A 20,706-nucleotide genomic window follows, 5' to 3' on the forward strand; every position below is an offset into this window, starting at 1 on the left:
GCTAAAAGGTCACCAAAAGATCACCAAAAGGGCACTTCAATATCCTTTTGATAATGTAGTGCCCTTTTGGTGATCTTTTGGTGTACTTATAGTACTAAGGCCATGCACTAGTTATACCGAATGCACTATATTTGTCCACTATGAAGAACTCCCTAAAAACACGACTGTATATCGGATTCTCCATCGCTATCCTAATGGTAATAGGAGGGGGTATCTTTACCTATATTACTTTTAAGAAACAACGCTCACAGGCGGAATGGGTGGAACATTCCTATGAAGTTATTACCACTGCACAACGTATCAGCAGATATGTTTATGAAATAGAATCTGCAGGCACCGCCTACCGGAGCACTCATTTATTTAAATACCTTGATCCTTACTTCGAAATACATCCAAAAATATTACCAGCCTTTTACGACCTGCGGAAACTTGTGCTTGATAATGCAGATCAGCTGAAAAGAACAATCCCCATAGAAAAAGAATTGATCGGACTCCTTAATTACTGGGAAGGACTGGGAGTCAGGCATGATACCAATTATGTGTTTTCGCATGTCATGGAAATCACAAAAGAAGAACGGGCGATGCTGGAAAAGGTCCATGCAGATATACAGGATATGATCGTAGAGGAGCGCCTGTTGCTTGCTGAAAGAAACGGGGAAAATACCGCATCCGTATCCAGGGCCTCCACAGCCCTCATCTTCAATACTGCCTTTATTTTGCTCGTGGCTATCACCCTTATGGTCGTCTCTTTCCGCGAGTTCAATACCCGTCTTCAGGCCCAAAAGGAACTGCAGGTAAAACTCCGGGAAACCGAATCCCTCAATGACAAGGCCAATTCCGATAACTGGCTGCTCACCGGCATGAGCCTGATCAACGACAGTCTGCAGGGCGATGCCACCATTGATGCGCTCTCGTCCCAAAATCTGCAGGCCCTGGTCAACTATCTTGACCTTCCGGGAGGCGCTTTTTATTGTTATGAAGAGGATACCCACCTCCTGCAGTTTTGTGCCGGCAAGGGATTGCCTGCTACCTTCAAAAAGTCCTATGCTTTGAACGAAGGCATCACCGGTGAAGCTGCCACTCAAAAAGAACTGACGGTTATTAAAGATGTTCCTGCCAGCTACTGGCGACTGGAATCTGCTACGGGAAACAATACCCCCGGTACTATTGTTTGCCTGCCGCTGTGGCATGACAATGGCCTGGCAGGGTTGATAGAACTGGTATCCTTTGCACCACTGTCCGAAAGGGCCATGGAATTGCTGCGCAATACTGCACACGCTATCGCAGTAGCTGTCAACGCTGCTACTTCCCGCAAAAAGGTAATGGAACTGCTCAGCAGGGTGCAGGATCAGAAAGAAACCCTCGAAATGCAGCAGGAAGAACTTCGTCAATCCAACGAAGAGCTGACCCGCCAGTCCGAAATTCTGCAGGCCTCTGAAGAGGAGCTGAGGGTACAGGAAGAAGAACTGCGCCAGGTGAACGATGAAATAAGTGTGCAGAACAAGGCCCTTGAAATGACAAGACAGGAGCTTTCTGCAAAAGCCGAAGAACTGGAACAAAGCAGCAAGTATAAATCGGAGTTCCTCGCAAACATGTCACACGAACTGCGAACCCCGCTCAATAGTGTGCTGATCCTGGCCCGCCTGCTGGAAGAAAATAAGGAACAGAACCTGAGCTCAAGGCAAATAGAATACGCCGGTATCATTCACAAATCAGGTTCCGACCTGCTCAAACTCATCAACGATATCCTGGATCTCTCCAAGATTGAAGCCGGTAAGGTAGAGATAAACATAGAGCCTGTAGCTGTCAGGAGTATTACCAGCGACCTGGAACAACTCTTCCACGTAGTCGCTGAAGAAAAACAAATCAACTTCATCACCAATATAGATCCTGCTGTACCTACGCATATACACACGGATGGACAACGACTGGAACAGGTGATCAAAAACCTGCTCTCCAATGCCTTTAAATTTACACCCAAAGAAGGCACCATCGAACTGGCCTGGACCATGCATGCGGATGGCCTGCATATTTCCGTTTCTGATACAGGCGCAGGTATTCCTGCAGATAAACAACAATTTATTTTCGAGGCCTTCCGCCAGGCAGATGGTTCTACCAGCCGTAAATACGGCGGTACCGGTTTGGGACTGAGCATCAGCAAGGAACTGATGAAACGCCTGGGCGGCGAAATCAGGTTGGTCAGTGCAGAAGGCCAGGGCAGCACCTTTACGATTGTGATGCAGACTGGCACCAGTACGGTGCCCAAAGCACTGCCTGCACGGGTAGAAGCCTCCCCGGTTAAAGAAGTAAAAGCTGTAGCTCTCCCTGAAGAACAACATGTAGACGACGATCGCAATTCACTGGGCAAAAAGGATAAACTCATCCTCATCATAGAAGACGATGCCAGCTTTGCGGCCATCCTCCGCGACTTTGCAAGACAGAAAGGCTTTAAAACCATCGTTGCCCTGAATGGCAATGACGGTCTGTTCTTTGCCCGAAAATTCCTGCCAGCGGCTATTATACTGGATATGAACCTGCCCCTGATCGATGGCAACAGTATTCTCAAAATACTGAAGAACAATGAAGAGCTGAAGCATATACTCGTGCACGTAGTATCGGCCGGAGAAATCTCCCTGCAGGTGCGTGGTAAGGTAGAAGGATATACGCAGAAACCATTGCAGGTCACTGACCTTGAAACTGTCTTCAGTGGTATCAGTTCACAGCTGGAAGCCAGGCTGAAAAGGGTACTCGTGATCTCAGACGGGGTATTACTGCATCATCCTTTCCTGCAATCTCTGAGTGATGAAAGGCAGTTGCAAACCCGTTATCACCTGGTGAAGACGTTGACGGAAGCGGTCACCGAACTACAAACTCATCCATACGACGGTATCGTGCTTGATGCCGGCACAGATATTTCAGAAAGTTTAGCCAGGCTGAACCAACTCAAACAGATCAACGCTGCCAGAGATCTGCCGGTGATTGTGTATCTGGATCACGACATTTCGGAAGCCGATGAACTGGCGCTGAAAAAGAACGCCGCCGCTATCGTTCGTAACTCCACCTTCTCCGGAGACCGGTTGATGGACGAACTGGAACTTTTTCTTTACAAATTGAATGAGTCTGCCATACAGCAGCCTACAGACAGGACGCCTAAGACAGAAAGGAACCTGGATGGGCAAAAGGTGCTGCTGGCAGATGATGATATGCGGAATGTATTTTCACTAAGCGCACTATTGGCCGCACATGGCATGGATGTAGTAACAGCTGCTGATGGGAAAGAAGCACTGGAAAAATTGGAAGAAAATCCTGATATTCGACTAGTACTGATGGACATCATGATGCCGGAAATGGATGGCTATGAAGCCATGCGCCGCATCAGGGCCAATGCCCGATATCAAAACCTGCCTGTTATTGCGCTGACCGCAAAAGCCATGGCGGGAGACAGGGAAAAATGTATTGCTGCGGGGGCATCAGATTATATAGCAAAGCCTATCGACAGCAGTAAACTTTTGTCCTTAATGCATGTTTGGATAGTATAATCGCTTTTTGTTTCTATGAAGGAAGACATATCTAATGCAGATTTCGTTGATATTGTTAATATTATAAAGCTGCAATACGGATATGATTTCACCGGTTATGCACAGGCGTCTCTCAAGCGCCGTATAGTTCGATTTATGAGCTATGCCGGATTGGTTACCGTATTTGAGCTGAAGTATCAGCTGGTCAATGATGCAAACTTTTTTAACCGGTTGGTACAGTTTATAACTGTAAATGTGACCGAAATGTTCCGCGATCCCCTGTTTTATCAGACCTTGCGGACAAAGGTGCTACCCAAGCTGGCGGCGTATCCTAATATTAAAATATGGCATGCCGGATGTTCTACCGGAGAGGAGGTATTTTCCATGGCAATCCTGCTGTATGAGGCAGGACTGCTGGGCAGAACCAAAATATATGCGACTGACCTCAACCCTATGAACCTCGAAAAGGCAAATACGGGTATCCTGCCAATGGATAATATGAAAGACTACGTGTATAATTACATTCAGTCGGGTGGGTTAGGCGATTTTTCAAATTACTATACAGCCAGGTACGACAATGTACTGATCAAAAAAGAACTCCGGCAGCATATTACCTTTTTTCAGCACAACCTGGTCACAGACACCGTTTTCAATGAGTTCCAGCTCATTTGCTGCCGGAACGTATTTATTTATTTCAACAGGGAATTGCAGAATCACGTACTGCAATTATTCTATGACAGCTTGTCCCCACGTGGATACCTGGCCATGGGAATCAAAGAAACGATGCGGTTTGCCAGTATCCACGATAAATTTGAAACAATACATACAGCCCATAAAATATACCGTAGAAAGGGGTAAGCGGGATGTTGTAAATTTATGAAGAACAAACAATACGATATTATCACAATAGGTGGTTCGGCGGGTAGCATTGCCGTAATAAGTGCCATTCTCAATGCATTGCCCGATCAGGTACAAACCCCTGTTGTCATTATACTGCACCGGCTTCGTAATGTGCAGAGTGAAATGGGCAGGTTACTTTCCAGCAAAAGAAGAATTATTGAACCTGAAGATAAAGAAGCTGTGAAGCCCCGCCACATTTACCTGGCTCCGCAAAATTATCACCTGATGCTGGAAGCCGATAAGACCTTTATGCTGGATTATTCAGAACTCGTCAATTACAGCCGGCCTTCAATTGACATGACATTTAGCAGTGTAGCAGAGGTATATGGCAGCAGAGCGCTCGCCATTTTGCTGAGTGGGGCTAACAGAGATGGCGCTGCAGGCATGTGCGATATACTTGCTGCCGGTGGTACCGGTATTGTACAGGATCCTGCCAGTGCCGCCTTCGAGACTATGCCACAAGCAGCCCTTGAAATGTGCAAAGGGGTTTACATCCTGTCAGTAGAAGATATAATAGAATTTATTATTAATGAACCATGAGTAAGGCTTTCTTCGTATATAAGAATAGGATTAGCCGTTAAAATAGTGCCCATGAGTATGACTAAAAAATTTACCATCCTGCTGGTAGACGATAGAATGGAGAATTTATTATCGCTGGAACAAATGCTGCTGGCGGACAACAGAACGTTTATACTGGCTTCATCGGGCAATGAAGCATTGAAGCAGGTATTAAAACACGATAATATTGGGCTAATCATGCTGGATGTACAGATGCCGGATATGGATGGATTTGAAGTAGCCCGCTTGCTCAAAGCTAATCCCAGAACAAGGAACATCTCCATTATTTTTGTGACAGCCATTAATAAAGACGAATATCACGTGCTGGAAGGGTTTAAGAAGGGAGCTGTAGATTACCTGTCCAAACCACTGGACATTAATATGACCCGTGCCAAGGTGAACGTATTCGAACAGTTATATTTTTACCAGGATGAACTGAAGCAAACATTGAAAGAGAAAGAACAGATCAATGGGCAGCTCGAGCGCTTTATGCAGGTGGTAGCACATGATCTGAAAACACCGCTCTCAGGTATCACCGGTTTGCTGATGCTGATGCAGGAGGAAGAAGTAATCAGGGCTTCGTCTGTATTCACGGACTACATGAACATGTCTGTGAGTGCCGCTACCCAGATGGCCGATATGATCACAGCCATTCTGGACTACAGCAAGGAACACCAGTTTTCTAACAGAACAGAAGATGTAGATGTAAACGAGTTGTTGCAGCAGTTGATCAAACTGTTGTTCCCGCCGGCGCATGTACGTATCCAGGTAGGAGAGCACCTGCCTGTATTGCATACGAGCAGGCAGAAACTGCAGCAGGTATTCCAGAACCTGCTGAGTAACGCGATTAAATATAATGATAAAGCTATAGCAGAGATTAGTGTGGGAGGCACACCAGATGGTGAGTTTTATAATTTTTATGTAAAAGACAATGGTCCTGGCATAGAGGAAAAGGACAATGAAAGAATCTTCAGGTTATTTGAAAAGGTAGACCAGGAAGATGACAAAGGCACAGGGATAGGATTAAATATCCTCAAATTACTGGTGGAAACGCAGGGGGGCAAGGTATGGGTGGAATCCCGGCTGGGTGAAGGCAGTTGTTTCTACTTCCAGTGGCGGCGGTAAACTACACCCCCATACAGCTCTTAATACATTGTTAAAGCCCTGCCATTATGGAATCCGCCCGATTTTGATTAGATTAGCATTGTTATTGATCCTTTGAATGGAAAAAAGTGTATTCCAATGATTGATGTGAAAGATGCCGGAGCGTCGGCCGGCTTACCTAAAGAAAACGAAATTTTGCATACCGGCTCGGGTGGAGCATTTGAAGAAGCAGAACGCCCGCTGGATGAATCAGAAAGAGAAATGAGTGATGAACAACTGGATGAGCGCCTCGAAAATACCCCTGAAAAGAGCAGAACAAAAAGGCCTTCCTATTAAGATACGGACAAAAAAAACCGGCACTAAAGGACTAAAGTACCGGTATTTCATTTTGCATTGTTCGTAAACGAAGGTAATAGTCCCTTTCTCAAGGCACTATATAAATATGTTTGATTACGCGATGGTAATTTGGAAAAGCATTGTGCATTGTTGTAGTCTCGTGTCTTTTGTTTTGTATATAAAGTGGCGACATGTATACTAATTAGATTGGAACAATAAGAACCCAACGTATCCTGTAGGTTGTTAGCCCCCAGATCTTTATGATTCGCATGACACGCTATGCACCCACTTTATACTAGTCCGTCGTATCCGTTTTCTTTATAAAAACGGGGCAAAACTACTAAACACATTGCTGTTTTTAGAAAATAAACTTCGAACACAGCTGTTAATGATTTGTAAAAATTACAGGGAATAGTCTTAATTAAAACATACTACTCATATAAGTGCTTGTCTGACAATTCTTTCGGCAAGGCTGCTGATTTCTAAGAAAAAATGCAGAAATTTTTTGGCACTGAGTATATATACGTTAAAAATCCCCGGATGGTTTTACTTACTCACTATTTCCATTCCGAATTTCCTGTGGCGAGCAGGCATAATGCTTCCGGAATTCCCGGTTGAAACTGGACACGGTACTATATCCAACTTCCTCCGCAATATCGGAAATTTTACCATCAGATTGTTGTAAAAGCTGAAAAGCCTTTTGCATTCTTTGCTCCAATAACCAGTTTACCAGGGAAAGCTGCTTATATTTTTTGAAATCCTGTTTGAGTTTTGACTCACTGATATAGTGAGAATGAGCCAGTTGTGATATGCTGACCGGCTTATTCAGATTGAGTAGCAGGTATTCGCTGATGCTGGCTATAACCTGTTCATGATGATTGTTAGACATGGGATTTGTATTTCAATGGTTTAGGAGGGAATTGTAATTTAAGTAAAATTTAGTTAGACAGGGACCCCAAAAAATATATTTATAAAAAAAGCATATCTTGTCCCCTCGTGATCATTATTGAAGATCCTATGCCAAACCATAGACGTGAATTCCTGAAAAATATAGCCGGAACGGTGGTAGCCTTTACTATTATTCCCCGGCATGTATTGGGCCGTGGCTATCCAGCTCCCAGCGACCAGCTGACCAAAGGTGTGATAGGCATGGGTGTTGCCGGCCGCCAGCATATAGACTACGCCGGTACCCGTGTCACCGCCATTTGTGATGTAGATAAAAGCAAACTCCTTACAGACAAAAAAGTCAAAACTTTCGACGACTATCGTCACCTCCTCTTACAAAAGGATGTCGACATTGTACATATAGCCACGCCACCACACTGGCATGGCCTCATCGCCATGGAAGCTGCTGCTGCAGGCAAAGACATCTGGTGCGAAACTCCCATGACCCATTCCATAGCCGAAGGAAAGCAGGTTGTCAACGCCGTGCAGACCTATGGCCGCATCTTCCGGCTCAATATGAACCACCGGCTGGAAGGTAACTTTTACGGTACCAACCTGCCTGTCAAAAAATTGAAGAAGCTGACCTTTAGCGGCTTGCTGGGTTGGCCACTCACCATCACCCTGGCACCACAAACGGGTTTTAGCTGGCCTGCTCAATATATTGGTCTGACCAGTCTTCCGGCCCAACCTGTGCCCGCGACCCTGAATTACGATCGCTGGCTGGGTCCTGCACCTTATAAGCCTTATCATATCGACCGGATCCGAAACTTTGGCGGATATTGGGATTATGGGGGTGGCATTCTCGGAGAAATAGGGCAGCAATACCTGGATCCGGTGCAATACCTGCTGGATAAAGATGAAACCAGCCCGACCGAAGTAGAAGTGGAAACACCGTTACAACATCCCGATGCTGCAGGCACCTGGCAGAAAATCACCTTTACCTACCAGGATGGCTGCAAAATCATACTGGATCCGGAAGGCAGGAATGCAGATGCACCCTTCATTTCCGGACCCAATGGTAAACTCTATGCTGATTTCAGATCGGATATTCCTGACCTGGAAAAACAACTGGCTAACTTTCCCGATCCGCCACTGGCCGTGACTGATTTTGTGAAAGCCGTAAAGGAAAGGCAAACCTTTGTGACAAACGAAGAAAACGGACACCGTTCCTGTACCCTGGTCAATATGGGTAAGATCGCCCTTCAGTTAGGCCGTTCCCTCCAATATGATCCTGAAAAACAAACTTTCCTGTTCGATGAAGGTGCAAACAAGCTGCTGAACCAGCCCCTGCGCACCACCTGGAAATAACCAAGTACCATGAGGCGTTCGAATCTGATTACATTATTTATTCTCTTCTCCTGGCTATACGTAGCAGGGCAGGGGCAACCATCTCCCTATGCTGCCAGGATCAACGCAATCCTGCAGGAAATGCCATCACCCAATGACAGCCTGAAAACCATCTCCATGAAACAGCTGGAAAAACTGGGAGAAGGAGGATTGACTGCACTCGCCATGATGTCACAGACAGGGAATATAAGGGTGCAATATGCCCTGACTGCCTATACGGGGTATATCACTGCCGCCCTGCAGGATTCTGCCCGTAAAACGGCTGTAAAGGCGTATTGCAGGGCATTGAAAAAGGTGACCGCGATCCCTGCCAAAACTTTTCTGATTAACCAGTTGCAGCTGTGTGGCAATGATGTTGCTGCCGCTACGATTGCCCCTTCCCTGGTGCAGGAGCCACTGTGCGATGCGGCAGCGAGGGCGCTGATACAAATAGGCGGACCGGTAGCAAAACCGACCCTGGTCTATGCACTATCAAAAGCAAAAGGTAACTGCAAAATAGCTTTGATCAATGCCATCGGGGAACTACGCTACCTGAGCGGTCTGGATGCTGTAACCGCATTGGCAAATACGAGAGATCTGCGTCAACGCAGGGCTGCACTGATGGCGATTGCCAATATGGGCAATGAAAGCAGCGATTCATTATTGCATGCAGCAGCGGCAAAGGCAGGATATGTATACGATAGTTCCGATGCAACGGCAGCGTATATATTATTTGCACAGCGCATGGCGGAAAACTGGCCCCAGGAACCTGCGAGAGTGATTGCCTCCCGGTTGCTGAAAGAATGTAAATCGCATGCACAGCTGCCTGCCAGAATTGCTGCCCTGCAAATTATGGTGACTGTGCGCTTCAATGATGCTAACAGGATCTTAGGCGATGCAGCAGCGGACGTTGATCCCGCATTCAGGTCAGCAGCATTGAAGATAGCAGCAAAAAATATGAATACCGCCAATACCAGTTATTGGATAGACAGGGTGGTGCGGGAAAAAGGCGACGTGAAAGCAGGCATGCTGTTGCTACTGGGCGGGAGCCGGCAGCGTGCTACTTCGAGAGTGATTCAGGCTGCGCTGGAAGATAGTAATGTAGTCGTGAAAACGGCAGCTATCAGGGCGGCAGGCATGTTAGGAAATACTACCATGATAGCTTCGCTGGTGTATGAAATGGGGCGTGCAGACAGTAGTACGATTTTTTTAATCAGGGATGTTTTGCTCACAATGCGGAGTAAAATGGTCGCTTCCACTGCAGGCATTTCCCTGCAAAATAAACCACCGCTCATGCAGATTGCACTTCTGCAGATACTGGCCGAACGCAGGGCGGAAGATATGAAAGCAAGGGTAGCAGCGATGACCCAAAGTGCAAACCCAGCTGTTAAAGAGCAGGCTGAAAAGACCCTGAAAGCAATAGAGGGGAGCTAATTCCACAAATATGGCATCGTATTTGAAGATTGGGATATATGTTCCTTATTCTGTAATTAATCAATACATGCTTATTTATGAAAACTAAATTATTGCTTGCTGTACTGGTATTAGGGCTGGGTGTCCTCGTATCCGGTTGTAAAAAAGAATACATCACGCAGGAAATTCCCAACACAACAATTCAGACTTCCGTTCCCAGCTCTTCCTGGACGTATGACTCTAACACGAAAACTTACGTTGTTCAGGTCAATATGCCTGAACTCAATGATAATACTAACCAGACTGATGGTGTATTATGTTACATCTCTGGTGATGGTACTACCTGGGAGGCTTTGCCGGATGTTTATAACGGTTCAACTATTGTATATACTTACAAACCAGGAGTGCTCTACCTCGAGATCCAGGGTGCTGATGGTTCAACCGTAAATCCTCCGGGCGACCTGTATCTCAAAATAGTATTAGTCGCTTCTGCCGGATGATCATCCAAATGCATTTTAAAGGCCCCCTCAGCCGAGGGGGCTTTTTTATTTTCTCCTTTCTGATAGGTATTTCTCCTTTTTTAATTCATATTTGACCTAACTAATCAGCATCATTTTGATTTTGAAATTCCAACGTATATTTTTGTCAGCACAGTGAACAGGCAATATTGCCTTCTAACTTTTCATGCATAACTATGGTCCGGAAACTACTGAATGTGACAGGTCTCTTACTGGCACCCTTTTTACAATTGATGGCGCAAAGCCAATATGAACTTAATAGTGGCTGGGAATGTGCGAATGTCTCCAACGTCACTGTAAAGGGCGAAGCGCTGTCCAATCCTACCTATGGGCTCAAAGGCTGGCTGCCAGCTACGGTGCCGGGTACCGTTTTAACAACGTTATTGAACAACAAACTCGTTCCAGATCCTTTCTATGGAATGAATAATGAGCGTATTCCTGATATCTATACCACAGGTCGCGATCATTATACCTATTGGTTTGTAAAAGATTTTTCAGAAGCTGCTCCTGCTGCTGACGGCCAGGTATGGCTGCACTTCAGAGGGGTAAACGACGGTTGCGACATTTACCTGAATGGTCATCGCCTGAACGCGACTACCCACTACGGTACTTACATCCGTCATTCTTACAACATTACGCCGTTCCTTGCAAAGGACGGCAAAAACCGCCTGGCGGTGATCGTATATCCGCCTGTCATCGTTGGTAACCCTAACGGTGGCCAGGGTGGGGATGGCGTGATTGCAAAGAACGTAGGCCCGCAGTACACTGCGGGTTGGGACTGGATTCAGCCCATGCGCGACCGTAATACAGGTATCTGGGACAAGGTCACCATCGAAAAAACCGGTGCTGTCAACATCAGCAATCCACACGTGGTAACCAACGTACCAGGTCCAAGATGGCCGGATGCGAAGCAGGCGCCAGCTATCATCAAGGTAAGCGCTGAACTGGATAACGCTACCGCAAAACCTGTGGCAGGTACCCTGCGCTATACCATCGGTGGTGTAACCGTGAGCAGCAAAGTAACGCTGGCGGCAAAAGCACATACCGAAGTACAACTGCCTGACCTGGAACTGAAAGACCCTAAACTCTGGTGGCCTTCAGGGTATGGTCCGCAGAATCTGTACCAGAGTAAGGTAGAATTCGTAGAGAATAACAAAGTAGACGATACAGAAGAAATCACTGTTGGCGTGCGCGAAATCCGTACTTTCTGGAATACCCACACCAGGAGCCGTGAGCTCTCTGTAAACGGTCAGAATATCTTCGTTAAGGGTGGAAACTGGATCACTTCCGATGCGATGTTCCGTTTTACTAAGGAGCGTTACGATGCAGAAGTTCGTTTTCACCGCGACATGAACCTGAACCTGATCCGTATCTGGGGCGGTAGTCTCACCGAAAGACCTGAATTCTTCCAGGCTTGCGATAAATACGGTATGCTGGTGTTCCAGGACTTCTGGATGAGCGGCGACTGTAACGGCCGTTGGGTAGACCCAATGAAAAAAGAAGACCAGTGGACACGCAGACAATATCCTGATGATCACCGCCTGTGGATCAACTCTGCTGCGGACCAGGTAAAACTGCTGCGTAACCACGCTTCCCTGGCATTCTGGTGCGGTGGTAATGAAATCACACCTCCTAAAGATATCTTCGATGTACTGGCAGACAGTATTATGCCTAAACTGGATGGTACCCGTTATTTCTTCCATTATTCCAACACCGACAGTATGTCTTACAACATGCTGGGTGGCAATGGCGATGGGCCTTACAACTGGCAGCCGCTGAATGTATTCTGGAATGACAGAACCTGGCCGTTCAACTCTGAAGTAGGTTCTGTAGGCGTAGGCGACCTGGAATCACTGGAACGCTTTATACCAAAAGAAAACCTGGTAGGTCCTGAAAACAAACCTGGTGGTGTGGATTCAGTATGGGATTATCACAAATACATTCCTTACTTCAATTCACTGGATCCATATGGTAAACCTAAAGATATCAGGGACTGGACAAACAAGGCCCAGCTGGTAAACTATGATCAGTACCGTGGCCTGATGGAAGGCTTCAGCTCTCATATGTGGGATTGGTACACAGGTGTGATCATCTGGAAAACACAGAACCCATGGACCGCATTACGTGGACAGCACTACGATTACTACCTGGATCCAAACGCCTGCCTGTATGGAAACAGAACAGGTGCTGCACCGGTACATGGTATGATCAACCCGACTGATGGCACTGTATTCATAGTCAACAATACTTTCAGTTACTATCACGACATTATGCTGCAACTGAAGGCATATGATATGAAAGGTCATGATACACTGATCACACAGGTATTCTGTGAAATTGCGCCTTCCAATGTACAGAAGATCATGAGCATCAAAGCATTCCTGGATAAACTGGGCGAGAAAGAAGGAGTGTTCCTGGCAGTACGCCTGATCAAAGCTGATAAAACCCTGATGGACGATAACCTGTATTGGTTCCCTGATGCAAAAGGCAACTATTCCGGTTTGCAGAACATGCAACCCGCTAAGCCTCAGATCACAGCTGTAAAAGCTGGTAATGACATCCAGGTAAAAATCAGCAATCCAAAGAATGGCCCGCTGGCATTCTTTAACAGGGTATCACTGGTAGATGCACAAACGAAGAAGAGAATTCTGCCTGTGTTCTACAACGATAACTACGTTTCGGTAGTTCCCGGCGATGAGAAAGTGGTGACTATCAGTGGAGATGCGATTGGCAAGAGCGGTAAGGCACAGGTAACGGTGAGCGGCTGGAACCTGGCAGAACAAATTATAGAAATCAAATAACTAAAAACCCACAACAAAAAAATCGCTTTTACCGTTAGGTAAAAGCGATTTTTTTTGAAAGTTATCCACATTAAGGACTTCAATGGTGCCCTCCAACCGTTTCCCCCAACTCTCCCGGAAAACAGCCATTTTTCATCTAAAACGTTAAATTCTCTACTAAATTTTGACTTTTTTAAAAAAATTTACATATATAATATATACCCTCCAAACCATTGATATTGATATAATTTTAATCTTTTTACAGCCCTTAAACCCCTATCCGTTCATATATTATTAATATTAAAAAATACTAATAACTAAAGTATTTACTATATTTATTTCCGATTTACATCCTTTTATCCAATATGATGCCAAAGCAACAGCGGTTGTTCTAGCTGGGGAAGCTATGTGCGGTAGTAAGAAATGGAAAATTTTAGTATGACATGGAGCGATTGGTTACATATTAACGGCAGTAAAGCATATAATATTATTTCGTATTGATGAATATTTGGCAATGCAGTATAAATCTATATTTATCGTATTAATCTTAGGATGGATCAGCGCGCTAATAGGATGTTCCAAGGGCGGAGCCGCCTGCGATACAGGCCTTAAGCCTAAAATCAAAAGCAATGGTCCCATTGGAAACAACGAAACGCTTACGCTGTCCAGTACTGGTGTGAGTGCGGTTCAATCCTATGCCTGGACTGGTCCAAATGGTTATACCTCTACAGAGGCAGCACCTAAAATCACCAGTCCTACCAGGGGGAAATATGTGTATTCTGTAACTGTGACTACCACAGGTGGTTGTACCTACACCGGTAATTCTGATACTATCGTTGTCACCGGCCCTACAAATGCCTGTGGCCTGGATAGTAACCAGGCTACCCTGCAGGGTGTGGTTGACCTTTCCTTTAATAAGGTAATAGGTACCACCGGTAGCAGCGACTATGTAATTACCGCTACTAACGGTAATGCCACTATTACAGTAGAGTTCCCGAATAATCAGCCGCCTGCCGAAGGGATCTATTCTATCCAGAAGTCTACTTCTGCACTGCCTTCAGGCTATTGCAGACTGACTGCCAAGGCAATCACTACTGCTCCCTGGACCACGGATACTTCTTCAGGATCTGTTTATGTATCTATTGATAATAACGTTACCACCATCAGCTTTTGCGGTGTGAAGTTCAATTCCACTGAATATAGCGGCGATGTAAGCGGTGGTGCACGCATTATCTGGCAGCCTTAAGAGCTGTCTGTTCAAAGCTTGTCATAATCGAATCTATAGCGAGAAAGTTCCGGGCATAGTCTCCAGCACGACTGGTGATGTGTCCGGAATCTTCATTTATGGCCTGTATCAATCCGTCGTACAGCGCCTGCGGGTTTTCTGCCTCCACCACTATTCCTATATTGTGCTCCTTTGCCAGTTCGTATAGACTGGTGCCTTCGTTCGCTGTAATCAATGCTAATCCTTCTACTGCAAGTATAGTCGTCAGCTTACTGGGCATCACCAGGTCGGCGGCATTGGCTTTTTGTATCACCAGGTGAATATCTGCCATGTTCAGAAAGCGGTTGAAGTGCGAAAACGGTTGGGTAGGGTAGAAGATCACATTGTGCAGCGACATGGCCTGCGCTTTGTCTTCCAACGTTGTTTTATAAGGGCCTGCCCCGCAGATCAGGAATTTTAGCCGGGTATCTGTCTGCATGGCCCGGGCTACTTCCAGGATCGATTCCAGCCCCTGTTTCTCGCCAATTGCACCTGAATATAGTATCACTTTGTCCCCCGCATGGAAACCAAAATCTGCTTTGAGGTCCTGCCTCTCCCTGATGGGGAAAAAATGACTGACAGCTACCCAGTTAGGAAAGAAGAAAATATCCCTGCCGGATTTTGCTGCTATCTTTCTCATCATACCATCCGATATACTGCTTACCAGGTCTGCCCTGCGCAGGATGAAACGCTCCATGCGAAACAGGGTGCTGATCAGCCATCGTGAGCGGATCAGCCGCAGGTCGCGGGCAGCTTCTATCTGCAAATCCTGTATGTGATAGAGCAGCCGTGTCCCCCGGATCCACTTGTACAACAGGCCCAGGAAGCCTAAATGGAACGGGGGAACGACCACCATGACCACATCGAATTTCGTAGTGAGCAACAGGGGGAGGAGCCGGAAAAAGGCGGCTATGAAAAAAGTCATGTCCATCAGTATCCGTTTCATCCCTGAGGGTGCTGCCGGTATATACTGGGGGCAGCGATATACAGTGAGACCCGGGTGTACCTCCTGCGTATACCAGCGTGCCTGCCGCTCATAAGGAGGCTGTATTTTCCAGTGTGGGTAGTAGGGATAGGTAGTGATGACAGTACAGTCGTAGCCTTTATCAGCCAGCCATTGCATCATTTCCCCGTTGTATTTTCCAATTCCCGTTGGCTCAGGACTATAGTTGCCTGTAATCAGTAATAATCTTTCGGACATATACTTAATAAGCGTTCTTATCCCCTTTTATCATGTTCACCATTGTCTGGAATATGATCTGGCAATCCAGCCAGAAACTGTAATTTTCGATATACCAGATGTCGTAGTCTACTCTTTTTTGCATCTGGCCTGACTGGCTGGTTTCACCTCTGTAGCCATTTACCTGTGCCCATCCTGTGATGCCCGGTTTTACCATTTGCCTGCGCATATAGTGTTGCACCGTTTCCCGCGATTCAATATGCAGGGGAGTGGCATGCGGGCGTGGACCTACAAATGACATGTTGCCCATGAGCACATTGAAAAACTGTGGCAGCTCATCCAGGTTGGTTTTACGCAGAAAACGGCCTATAGAAGTGACGCGGTTATCGTTGCGGGTAGCCTGCAGGAACCTGCCATTCGTATCCACTTCACTGTTTTGTACAATCATGGAACGAAACTTATAGCAGGTGATCTTTTTATTTTTCAGGCCCCATCTTTCCTGTTTGAAAAATACAGGGCCTTTGGAAGTGAGCTTAATGAGCACCGCGATCAGCAGGAATAACCAGCTGAATGCTGTGAAGAGAACAAGTGTAAGGGCAATATCAAATGCCCGCTTCATTCTTTGTAATCCCGGATCATCCAGTGGACAGGAACGGATATTTACCAGCGGAAAAGAACCCAGCAGGTTCATGCTCACAGTAGGGGAGCAATACTGGTGAACGTTAGGAATGATCCTTACATTCTTTGCAGCGCGTTCGCTGGCTACAATGATGCTTTCGGTCTGATCCCGGGCATGTTCCGGCAGGGCTACAATCACATCGTCTATTTCGTTCGCTTCCAGTATGGTGGTCAGTTCAGAGATGTTGCCCAGGTAGTGACCATGTAACTGTGTTTGCGCCTGCTCCCCTACAAAACCGATACAGTTATAACCGAAATGCCCGTTCTTGGTAATGGTGTGATAGAAGTCGATACCTGTTTCGCCGGTACCTACAATCAACACATTTTTTTTGCCATGCCGATGGTTCCGGAGTTTCAGTAAGGTTTTCTTTACCGCATATCTTGTGAACAATGCGCCGGCAAATACATATGTGGAATACAACAGCGTAAAGGTGCGGGGATAGCTATAGTTTTTGAAGAGATAAAAGAAAAGGAAGGTGAGTACACATGACTGTAACAATACATTTTTCAATACTGCTACAAATTCAAATGAAAATGAATTGACCTTATCATATTCATCGTACAACCGGAGGGAGGCGCCCAGCACAATCCAGGTGCTGATACTGATACTTAGCAGTATCCAATCCAGGTTGGTGAATAACATTACCCCTTTGGTACTTATATAGTATCTGGTAAGGACAAATGCTCCTCCCAGTATGGTGAAATCAATAAATTGCCGTAAATACTGGATAGCATAATTTCGATTCTTCATAGCGATAACTTTACTGAAGGCATTGGTTGCCGTGTATCAATTTCCTATTGGCGTTACTGTTAGTTTTTAACTCTTTCGGGGTTGGGGTAGGCTATGAGGATCAGAGTAATGAATCCGGGGGGTGGGCTGTATGTATTACAAAACAGCGGTTCTTTTTGTTCTTACTCCTTAAAAAAAGTAATCAGATCAGGCTGCTGTTTTTCGTTTATACAATAAGTCCATTTGCAATATCTGTAAGGCGTCTGTCTGGCAGAAACCTACAGGAGCGATAAATTCAAATCCCAGTTCTTTTACATAATTGTGCATTTCATCAAAGAGGGGCTCACCTTCATACATGGGTACAAAGGATGTTTCGAACAGGAGGTAATCTATTTTGTCCAGGCATGCAGCAGCTCCTTTCAGCACTTCTTTTTCAAATCCCTGTACATCCAGTTTCAGGAGTACGGGTGCTTCAAAAGGAAGGTTGCTGAACAGATCATCTATTCTTTTTACAGGTACTTTGATCTGGTGTTCAGAAGCCGTTTGCGGAAAAAATTGTTGCTGTATGCCCGATACATGCAGTGCAGAACTGGCGTGTGAATAATCGTTCTGAAAAAACTCCAGGAATCCGTTAGTACTACCCAGTGCAAAGTTGTATGTGCTAATACCATTGGCTTTGCGGATGTTCTGCTGCAAAGTGTTAAATACATCCGGCAACGGCTCGAAGGAGTGAATACCGGCACGCGGATAAAAGAAACGTGCAGAGAGTGCAAACTGCCCCCGGTTGGCACCTACATCGATGATCGTTTTTATTTCCGGAATATAGTGCTTACAGTTATGCAGAATGGTGGTGGAGGCAATGGACCCTCCTGTTTTCCATAAAGCGCTAAGGCCTCTTCCGGATTGTAAAAAAACCTTGGCTGCGTCGGCAATCTTGAAAATGAAATTCATAATGAAAATTTAGTGTTCCAGCAATGTTTGTAAAAAGAGATTGTTTCCTGAATGCTTTTATCCCATGTAAATAATTGTGATCGGGTATATCCGGCCTGAATGGTGGTATCTCTGAAATGTTGATCTTCGAGTAATTGAATTTTTTCTGCAAATGCTGCAGGAGAGGGGTTGTTCACAAGTAGTGCTGCGGTACCTGTCACCTCCGGAATAGAAGTGGTGCAGGTAGCTACTACCGGGCACCCTGCCTTCATGGCTTCGCCTGGCGGAAATCCAAAGCCTTCGTAGGAGGAAGGGTACAGCAGGCACCAGGCATAATTATAGAGAATATTCAGCTGCCCGGAACTTACATTCCGCAGTATATGATACCTGCCCGGTATGGCCTGTTCCAGTACTTCCATATCTTTGGGCTGCCAGGATTCACCGCCTGCTATCACCAGCTGGTAACGGGCCGGTAATAACTGTAGTGTCGCCACCGCCTGATCGAAGTTTTTATAGTGACTGCGTGCGCCGATGTACAGTATGTAAGGCGATGGCGGCAATGCATAGCCCGGATGTTGCTGTTTGTCCAGCGGATAAAAACAATCCGCGATACCGTGGTGAATAACCCTGACTTTTTCAGGATTTGTTTTGGGGTAGAAATACAATAGTTCTTGCCGGGTACTTTCTGAGATACAGATAATACCGTCGGCATGGCGTATGCCATAAGCTTTTTGCCGGATGTTGGCCAGCCCGCGGGGAAATCGCGTAGCCATCCTTCGCTCATGTGCAAAGTCATGTATAGTGAGTATGTTCACTATATCTTTTTGAGGCGATACACGTAAATAGCCGCCATGGAATACCGCGCTGGAAGGCAACGTGTAGCGCAATGGCAGGTAGCGCAGATACTTTGAAGGAATCCAGCTTTCACGAATGCAGGGATAAGGGCTGTAGTCAAGCAGTTGTTCAAAGAGATTTTCCGAATGCAGATCTGCGTTCAGAAAGTTCAGCGGCAGATCTGTATTGCAGAGTCCTTTCAGCAACTCATACCAGTACATGGACACGCCACCGGCCCTTTGAATAGTAAACACGATATTGTCTAAATAAATCTGCATCACGTTGTGGTTTTAAGCTCTCTGTCATCGTAAGCGCATAATATGGCTACTATTATCAGGAACAGATCTATCTGGCTAAAAAAGAAACATACCCATACAAAAGCGAAATACCCTTTTTGAAAGAGTGGCAACTGCGGCCTTGTGATCGTCAGCACTACAAAAAAGCAGATGAGGGCAAATGCGCCAAACTCTGCCAGTATATAGAACCAGCGCATATTCAGGTTATGCCCGCCGATGCCGTTCAACCTGTTTTCGTAGTTCACCTGCCCAAAAAAGTATTGTGCAGGAATAAACGTGCTGTTGCCCGCACCATAACCGGATAGCAACAGGTAAGGTTCATCCTTGAAGAAGTCTACCACCGGCAGCTCCATATCTCTCTGCAATGGCATACCCATTACAACATTGTCTTTCTGCCATATTTCATTATCATACCTGTATACAGAGCGCTTGAACACTAACTGGTAAAAGGTATTTGTCTGGTTCTTGGCGTATAGCTTTATAAAATATTTACTAGATGCAGCTATCCCCAGAAAAAGGCCGATAATAATGCTCATGGATACGAGAATACGTAGCCGTACGGATGACATACCAGAGAGGAATATACAGCAGATACCTGCACAGAGCAGGTTGATATAGAAGGTTTGCGATATCGTGAGCACACCCATGATCAGTGATAACACAGCCCACCTGTATTCCCTGTCATTGACAAACAGGGGTATGGCGAGCGATAGAAAAGCGCTGTACACTTTGGGCTCTGCAAATAAAGCCTGTACACGCAGACTGAAAAAGGAAGCAGATTGCTCCACCAGGTAGCGGCGTTGTAAACCGACAATTTCATCCAGCGTTTCACTTTTGAATACGAACTGCACCAGGATCTGCAGGAAGGCAATTGCAATTGAAAACTTCGCAATCTTTTTCATAGTAGCGGAAAACAGTGCAAAAGACAACTGTTCCTTTTCCTGCACAATCCTGGCGCCTACTGCGAACAGCGGCAGAAAAGACTTGATGTAAAAGTAGATGGGCCTGAAGTAAAAGGCCGATTTCTTGCCAGGCGGATAGTAGAACGGATCTTTATATACCTGTACAAGAACAAAAATGATCAGGCTGGACAATGCCGGTAGTATCAGTAATAACAGGTATTCCCGCCTGATGGGCATCCGCCCTGTAAAGAGCCGGTGTGCCTGATCCAGCATGAAAGCTACACTGACAAAGAAGGTCGCGGTGAAAGTAGGACCTACTATCAGCATGGTGTAGGCCTCGGTGGCAAATGCGAATAATATAGTTTCCATTGCAGTAATCCTCCTGCTGTAGTGCAGGTATAGTAAAATACTGGCTATGACAAGGGGCATAACTTCCTTGAAGATCTCCACGAACGGATTACTGCTGATGAGGGCGTTATAAATACTGTCCATAT

Annotated in this window: 16 protein-coding genes; 10 read left to right on the forward strand and 6 right to left on the reverse strand. The window is 45.9% G+C overall.

Annotated features, from left to right (window positions below; genetic code table 11):
* Window positions 1–140 precede the first annotated feature (140 nt).
* From ABDW16_RS23135 to ABDW16_RS23155, 5 genes are all read left to right on the forward strand, one after another.
* Window positions 141–3,539: a response regulator gene (locus tag ABDW16_RS23135; RefSeq protein WP_343673063.1), complete on the forward strand. Its 3,399-nt coding sequence runs from the start codon at window positions 141–143 to the stop codon at window positions 3,537–3,539.
* Window positions 3,540–3,554: 15 nt separating this feature from the next.
* Window positions 3,555–4,376, forward strand: coding sequence for a protein-glutamate O-methyltransferase CheR (locus tag ABDW16_RS23140; RefSeq protein WP_343673065.1), 822 nt, complete (start codon window positions 3,555–3,557; stop codon window positions 4,374–4,376).
* An 18-nt stretch (window positions 4,377–4,394) separates the two neighbouring features.
* Window positions 4,395–4,958 (forward strand): chemotaxis protein CheB, encoded by a 564-nt coding sequence (locus ABDW16_RS23145; RefSeq protein WP_343673067.1) that lies wholly within the window; start codon window positions 4,395–4,397, stop codon window positions 4,956–4,958.
* 51 nt (window positions 4,959–5,009) lie between these two features.
* Window positions 5,010–6,101: a hybrid sensor histidine kinase/response regulator gene (locus tag ABDW16_RS23150; RefSeq protein WP_343673069.1), complete on the forward strand. Its 1,092-nt coding sequence runs from the start codon at window positions 5,010–5,012 to the stop codon at window positions 6,099–6,101.
* Window positions 6,102–6,218: 117 nt separating this feature from the next.
* Window positions 6,219–6,416, forward strand: coding sequence for a hypothetical protein (locus ABDW16_RS23155; RefSeq protein WP_343673071.1), 198 nt, complete (start codon window positions 6,219–6,221; stop codon window positions 6,414–6,416).
* Window positions 6,417–6,966: 550 nt separating this feature from the next.
* Here the strand turns inward: ABDW16_RS23155 and ABDW16_RS23160 are convergent.
* Window positions 6,967–7,305 carry an AraC family transcriptional regulator gene (locus tag ABDW16_RS23160; RefSeq protein WP_343673073.1) on the reverse strand — a complete coding sequence of 113 codons (339 nt, stop codon included), beginning with the start codon at window positions 7,303–7,305 and terminating at the stop codon, window positions 6,967–6,969.
* Window positions 7,306–7,433: 128 nt separating this feature from the next.
* On the opposite strand from ABDW16_RS23160, the gene ABDW16_RS23165 reads away from it, so the two are divergent.
* The 5 genes from ABDW16_RS23165 (at window position 7,434) to ABDW16_RS23185 (ending at window position 14,644) form a co-directional block, all read left to right on the forward strand.
* Window positions 7,434–8,669, forward strand: coding sequence for a Gfo/Idh/MocA family oxidoreductase (locus tag ABDW16_RS23165; protein ID WP_343673075.1), 1,236 nt, complete (start codon window positions 7,434–7,436; stop codon window positions 8,667–8,669).
* A 9-nt stretch (window positions 8,670–8,678) separates the two neighbouring features.
* Window positions 8,679–10,121 (forward strand): hypothetical protein, encoded by a 1,443-nt coding sequence (locus tag ABDW16_RS23170; RefSeq protein WP_343673076.1) that lies wholly within the window; start codon window positions 8,679–8,681, stop codon window positions 10,119–10,121.
* A gap of 77 nt (window positions 10,122–10,198) precedes the next feature.
* On the forward strand, window positions 10,199–10,600 hold the full coding sequence (locus ABDW16_RS23175; RefSeq protein WP_343673077.1) for a hypothetical protein: 402 nt from the start codon (window positions 10,199–10,201) through the stop codon (window positions 10,598–10,600).
* Between the two features lie 194 nt (window positions 10,601–10,794).
* A complete protein-coding gene (locus ABDW16_RS23180) occupies window positions 10,795–13,419 on the forward strand; it encodes a glycoside hydrolase family 2 TIM barrel-domain containing protein (RefSeq protein WP_343673078.1) in 2,625 nt (874 codons plus the stop codon).
* A gap of 493 nt (window positions 13,420–13,912) precedes the next feature.
* Entirely contained in the window at window positions 13,913–14,644 is a 732-nt protein-coding gene (locus ABDW16_RS23185; RefSeq protein ID WP_343673079.1) for a hypothetical protein, read from the forward strand.
* Here the strand turns inward: ABDW16_RS23185 and ABDW16_RS23190 are convergent.
* From ABDW16_RS23190 to ABDW16_RS23210, 5 genes are all read right to left on the reverse strand, one after another.
* On the reverse strand, window positions 14,628–15,863 hold the full coding sequence (locus ABDW16_RS23190) for a WcaI family glycosyltransferase (protein ID WP_343673081.1): 1,236 nt from the start codon (window positions 15,861–15,863) through the stop codon (window positions 14,628–14,630). The two genes, ABDW16_RS23185 and ABDW16_RS23190, sit on opposite strands and share 17 nt — an antisense overlap.
* 4 nt (window positions 15,864–15,867) lie before the next feature.
* Window positions 15,868–17,271, reverse strand: coding sequence for an undecaprenyl-phosphate glucose phosphotransferase (locus ABDW16_RS23195; RefSeq protein ID WP_343673082.1), 1,404 nt, complete (start codon window positions 17,269–17,271; stop codon window positions 15,868–15,870).
* A gap of 186 nt (window positions 17,272–17,457) precedes the next feature.
* Window positions 17,458–18,201, reverse strand: a complete 744-nt coding sequence (locus ABDW16_RS23200; RefSeq protein WP_343673083.1) for an FkbM family methyltransferase — start codon at window positions 18,199–18,201, stop codon at window positions 17,458–17,460.
* Window positions 18,198–19,292: a glycosyltransferase family 1 protein gene (locus tag ABDW16_RS23205; protein WP_343673084.1), complete on the reverse strand. Its 1,095-nt coding sequence runs from the start codon at window positions 19,290–19,292 to the stop codon at window positions 18,198–18,200. The genes ABDW16_RS23200 and ABDW16_RS23205 overlap by 4 nt, the downstream gene beginning before the upstream one ends.
* A complete protein-coding gene (locus tag ABDW16_RS23210; RefSeq protein ID WP_343673085.1) occupies window positions 19,292–20,704 on the reverse strand; it encodes a hypothetical protein in 1,413 nt (470 codons plus the stop codon). The genes ABDW16_RS23205 and ABDW16_RS23210 overlap by 1 nt, the downstream gene beginning before the upstream one ends.
* Between the last annotated feature and the right edge of the window lie 2 nt (window positions 20,705–20,706).

It is taken from the genome of Chitinophaga sp., from assembly GCF_039596135.1.
In the GTDB taxonomy this organism is placed as follows: domain Bacteria; phylum Bacteroidota; class Bacteroidia; order Chitinophagales; family Chitinophagaceae; genus Chitinophaga.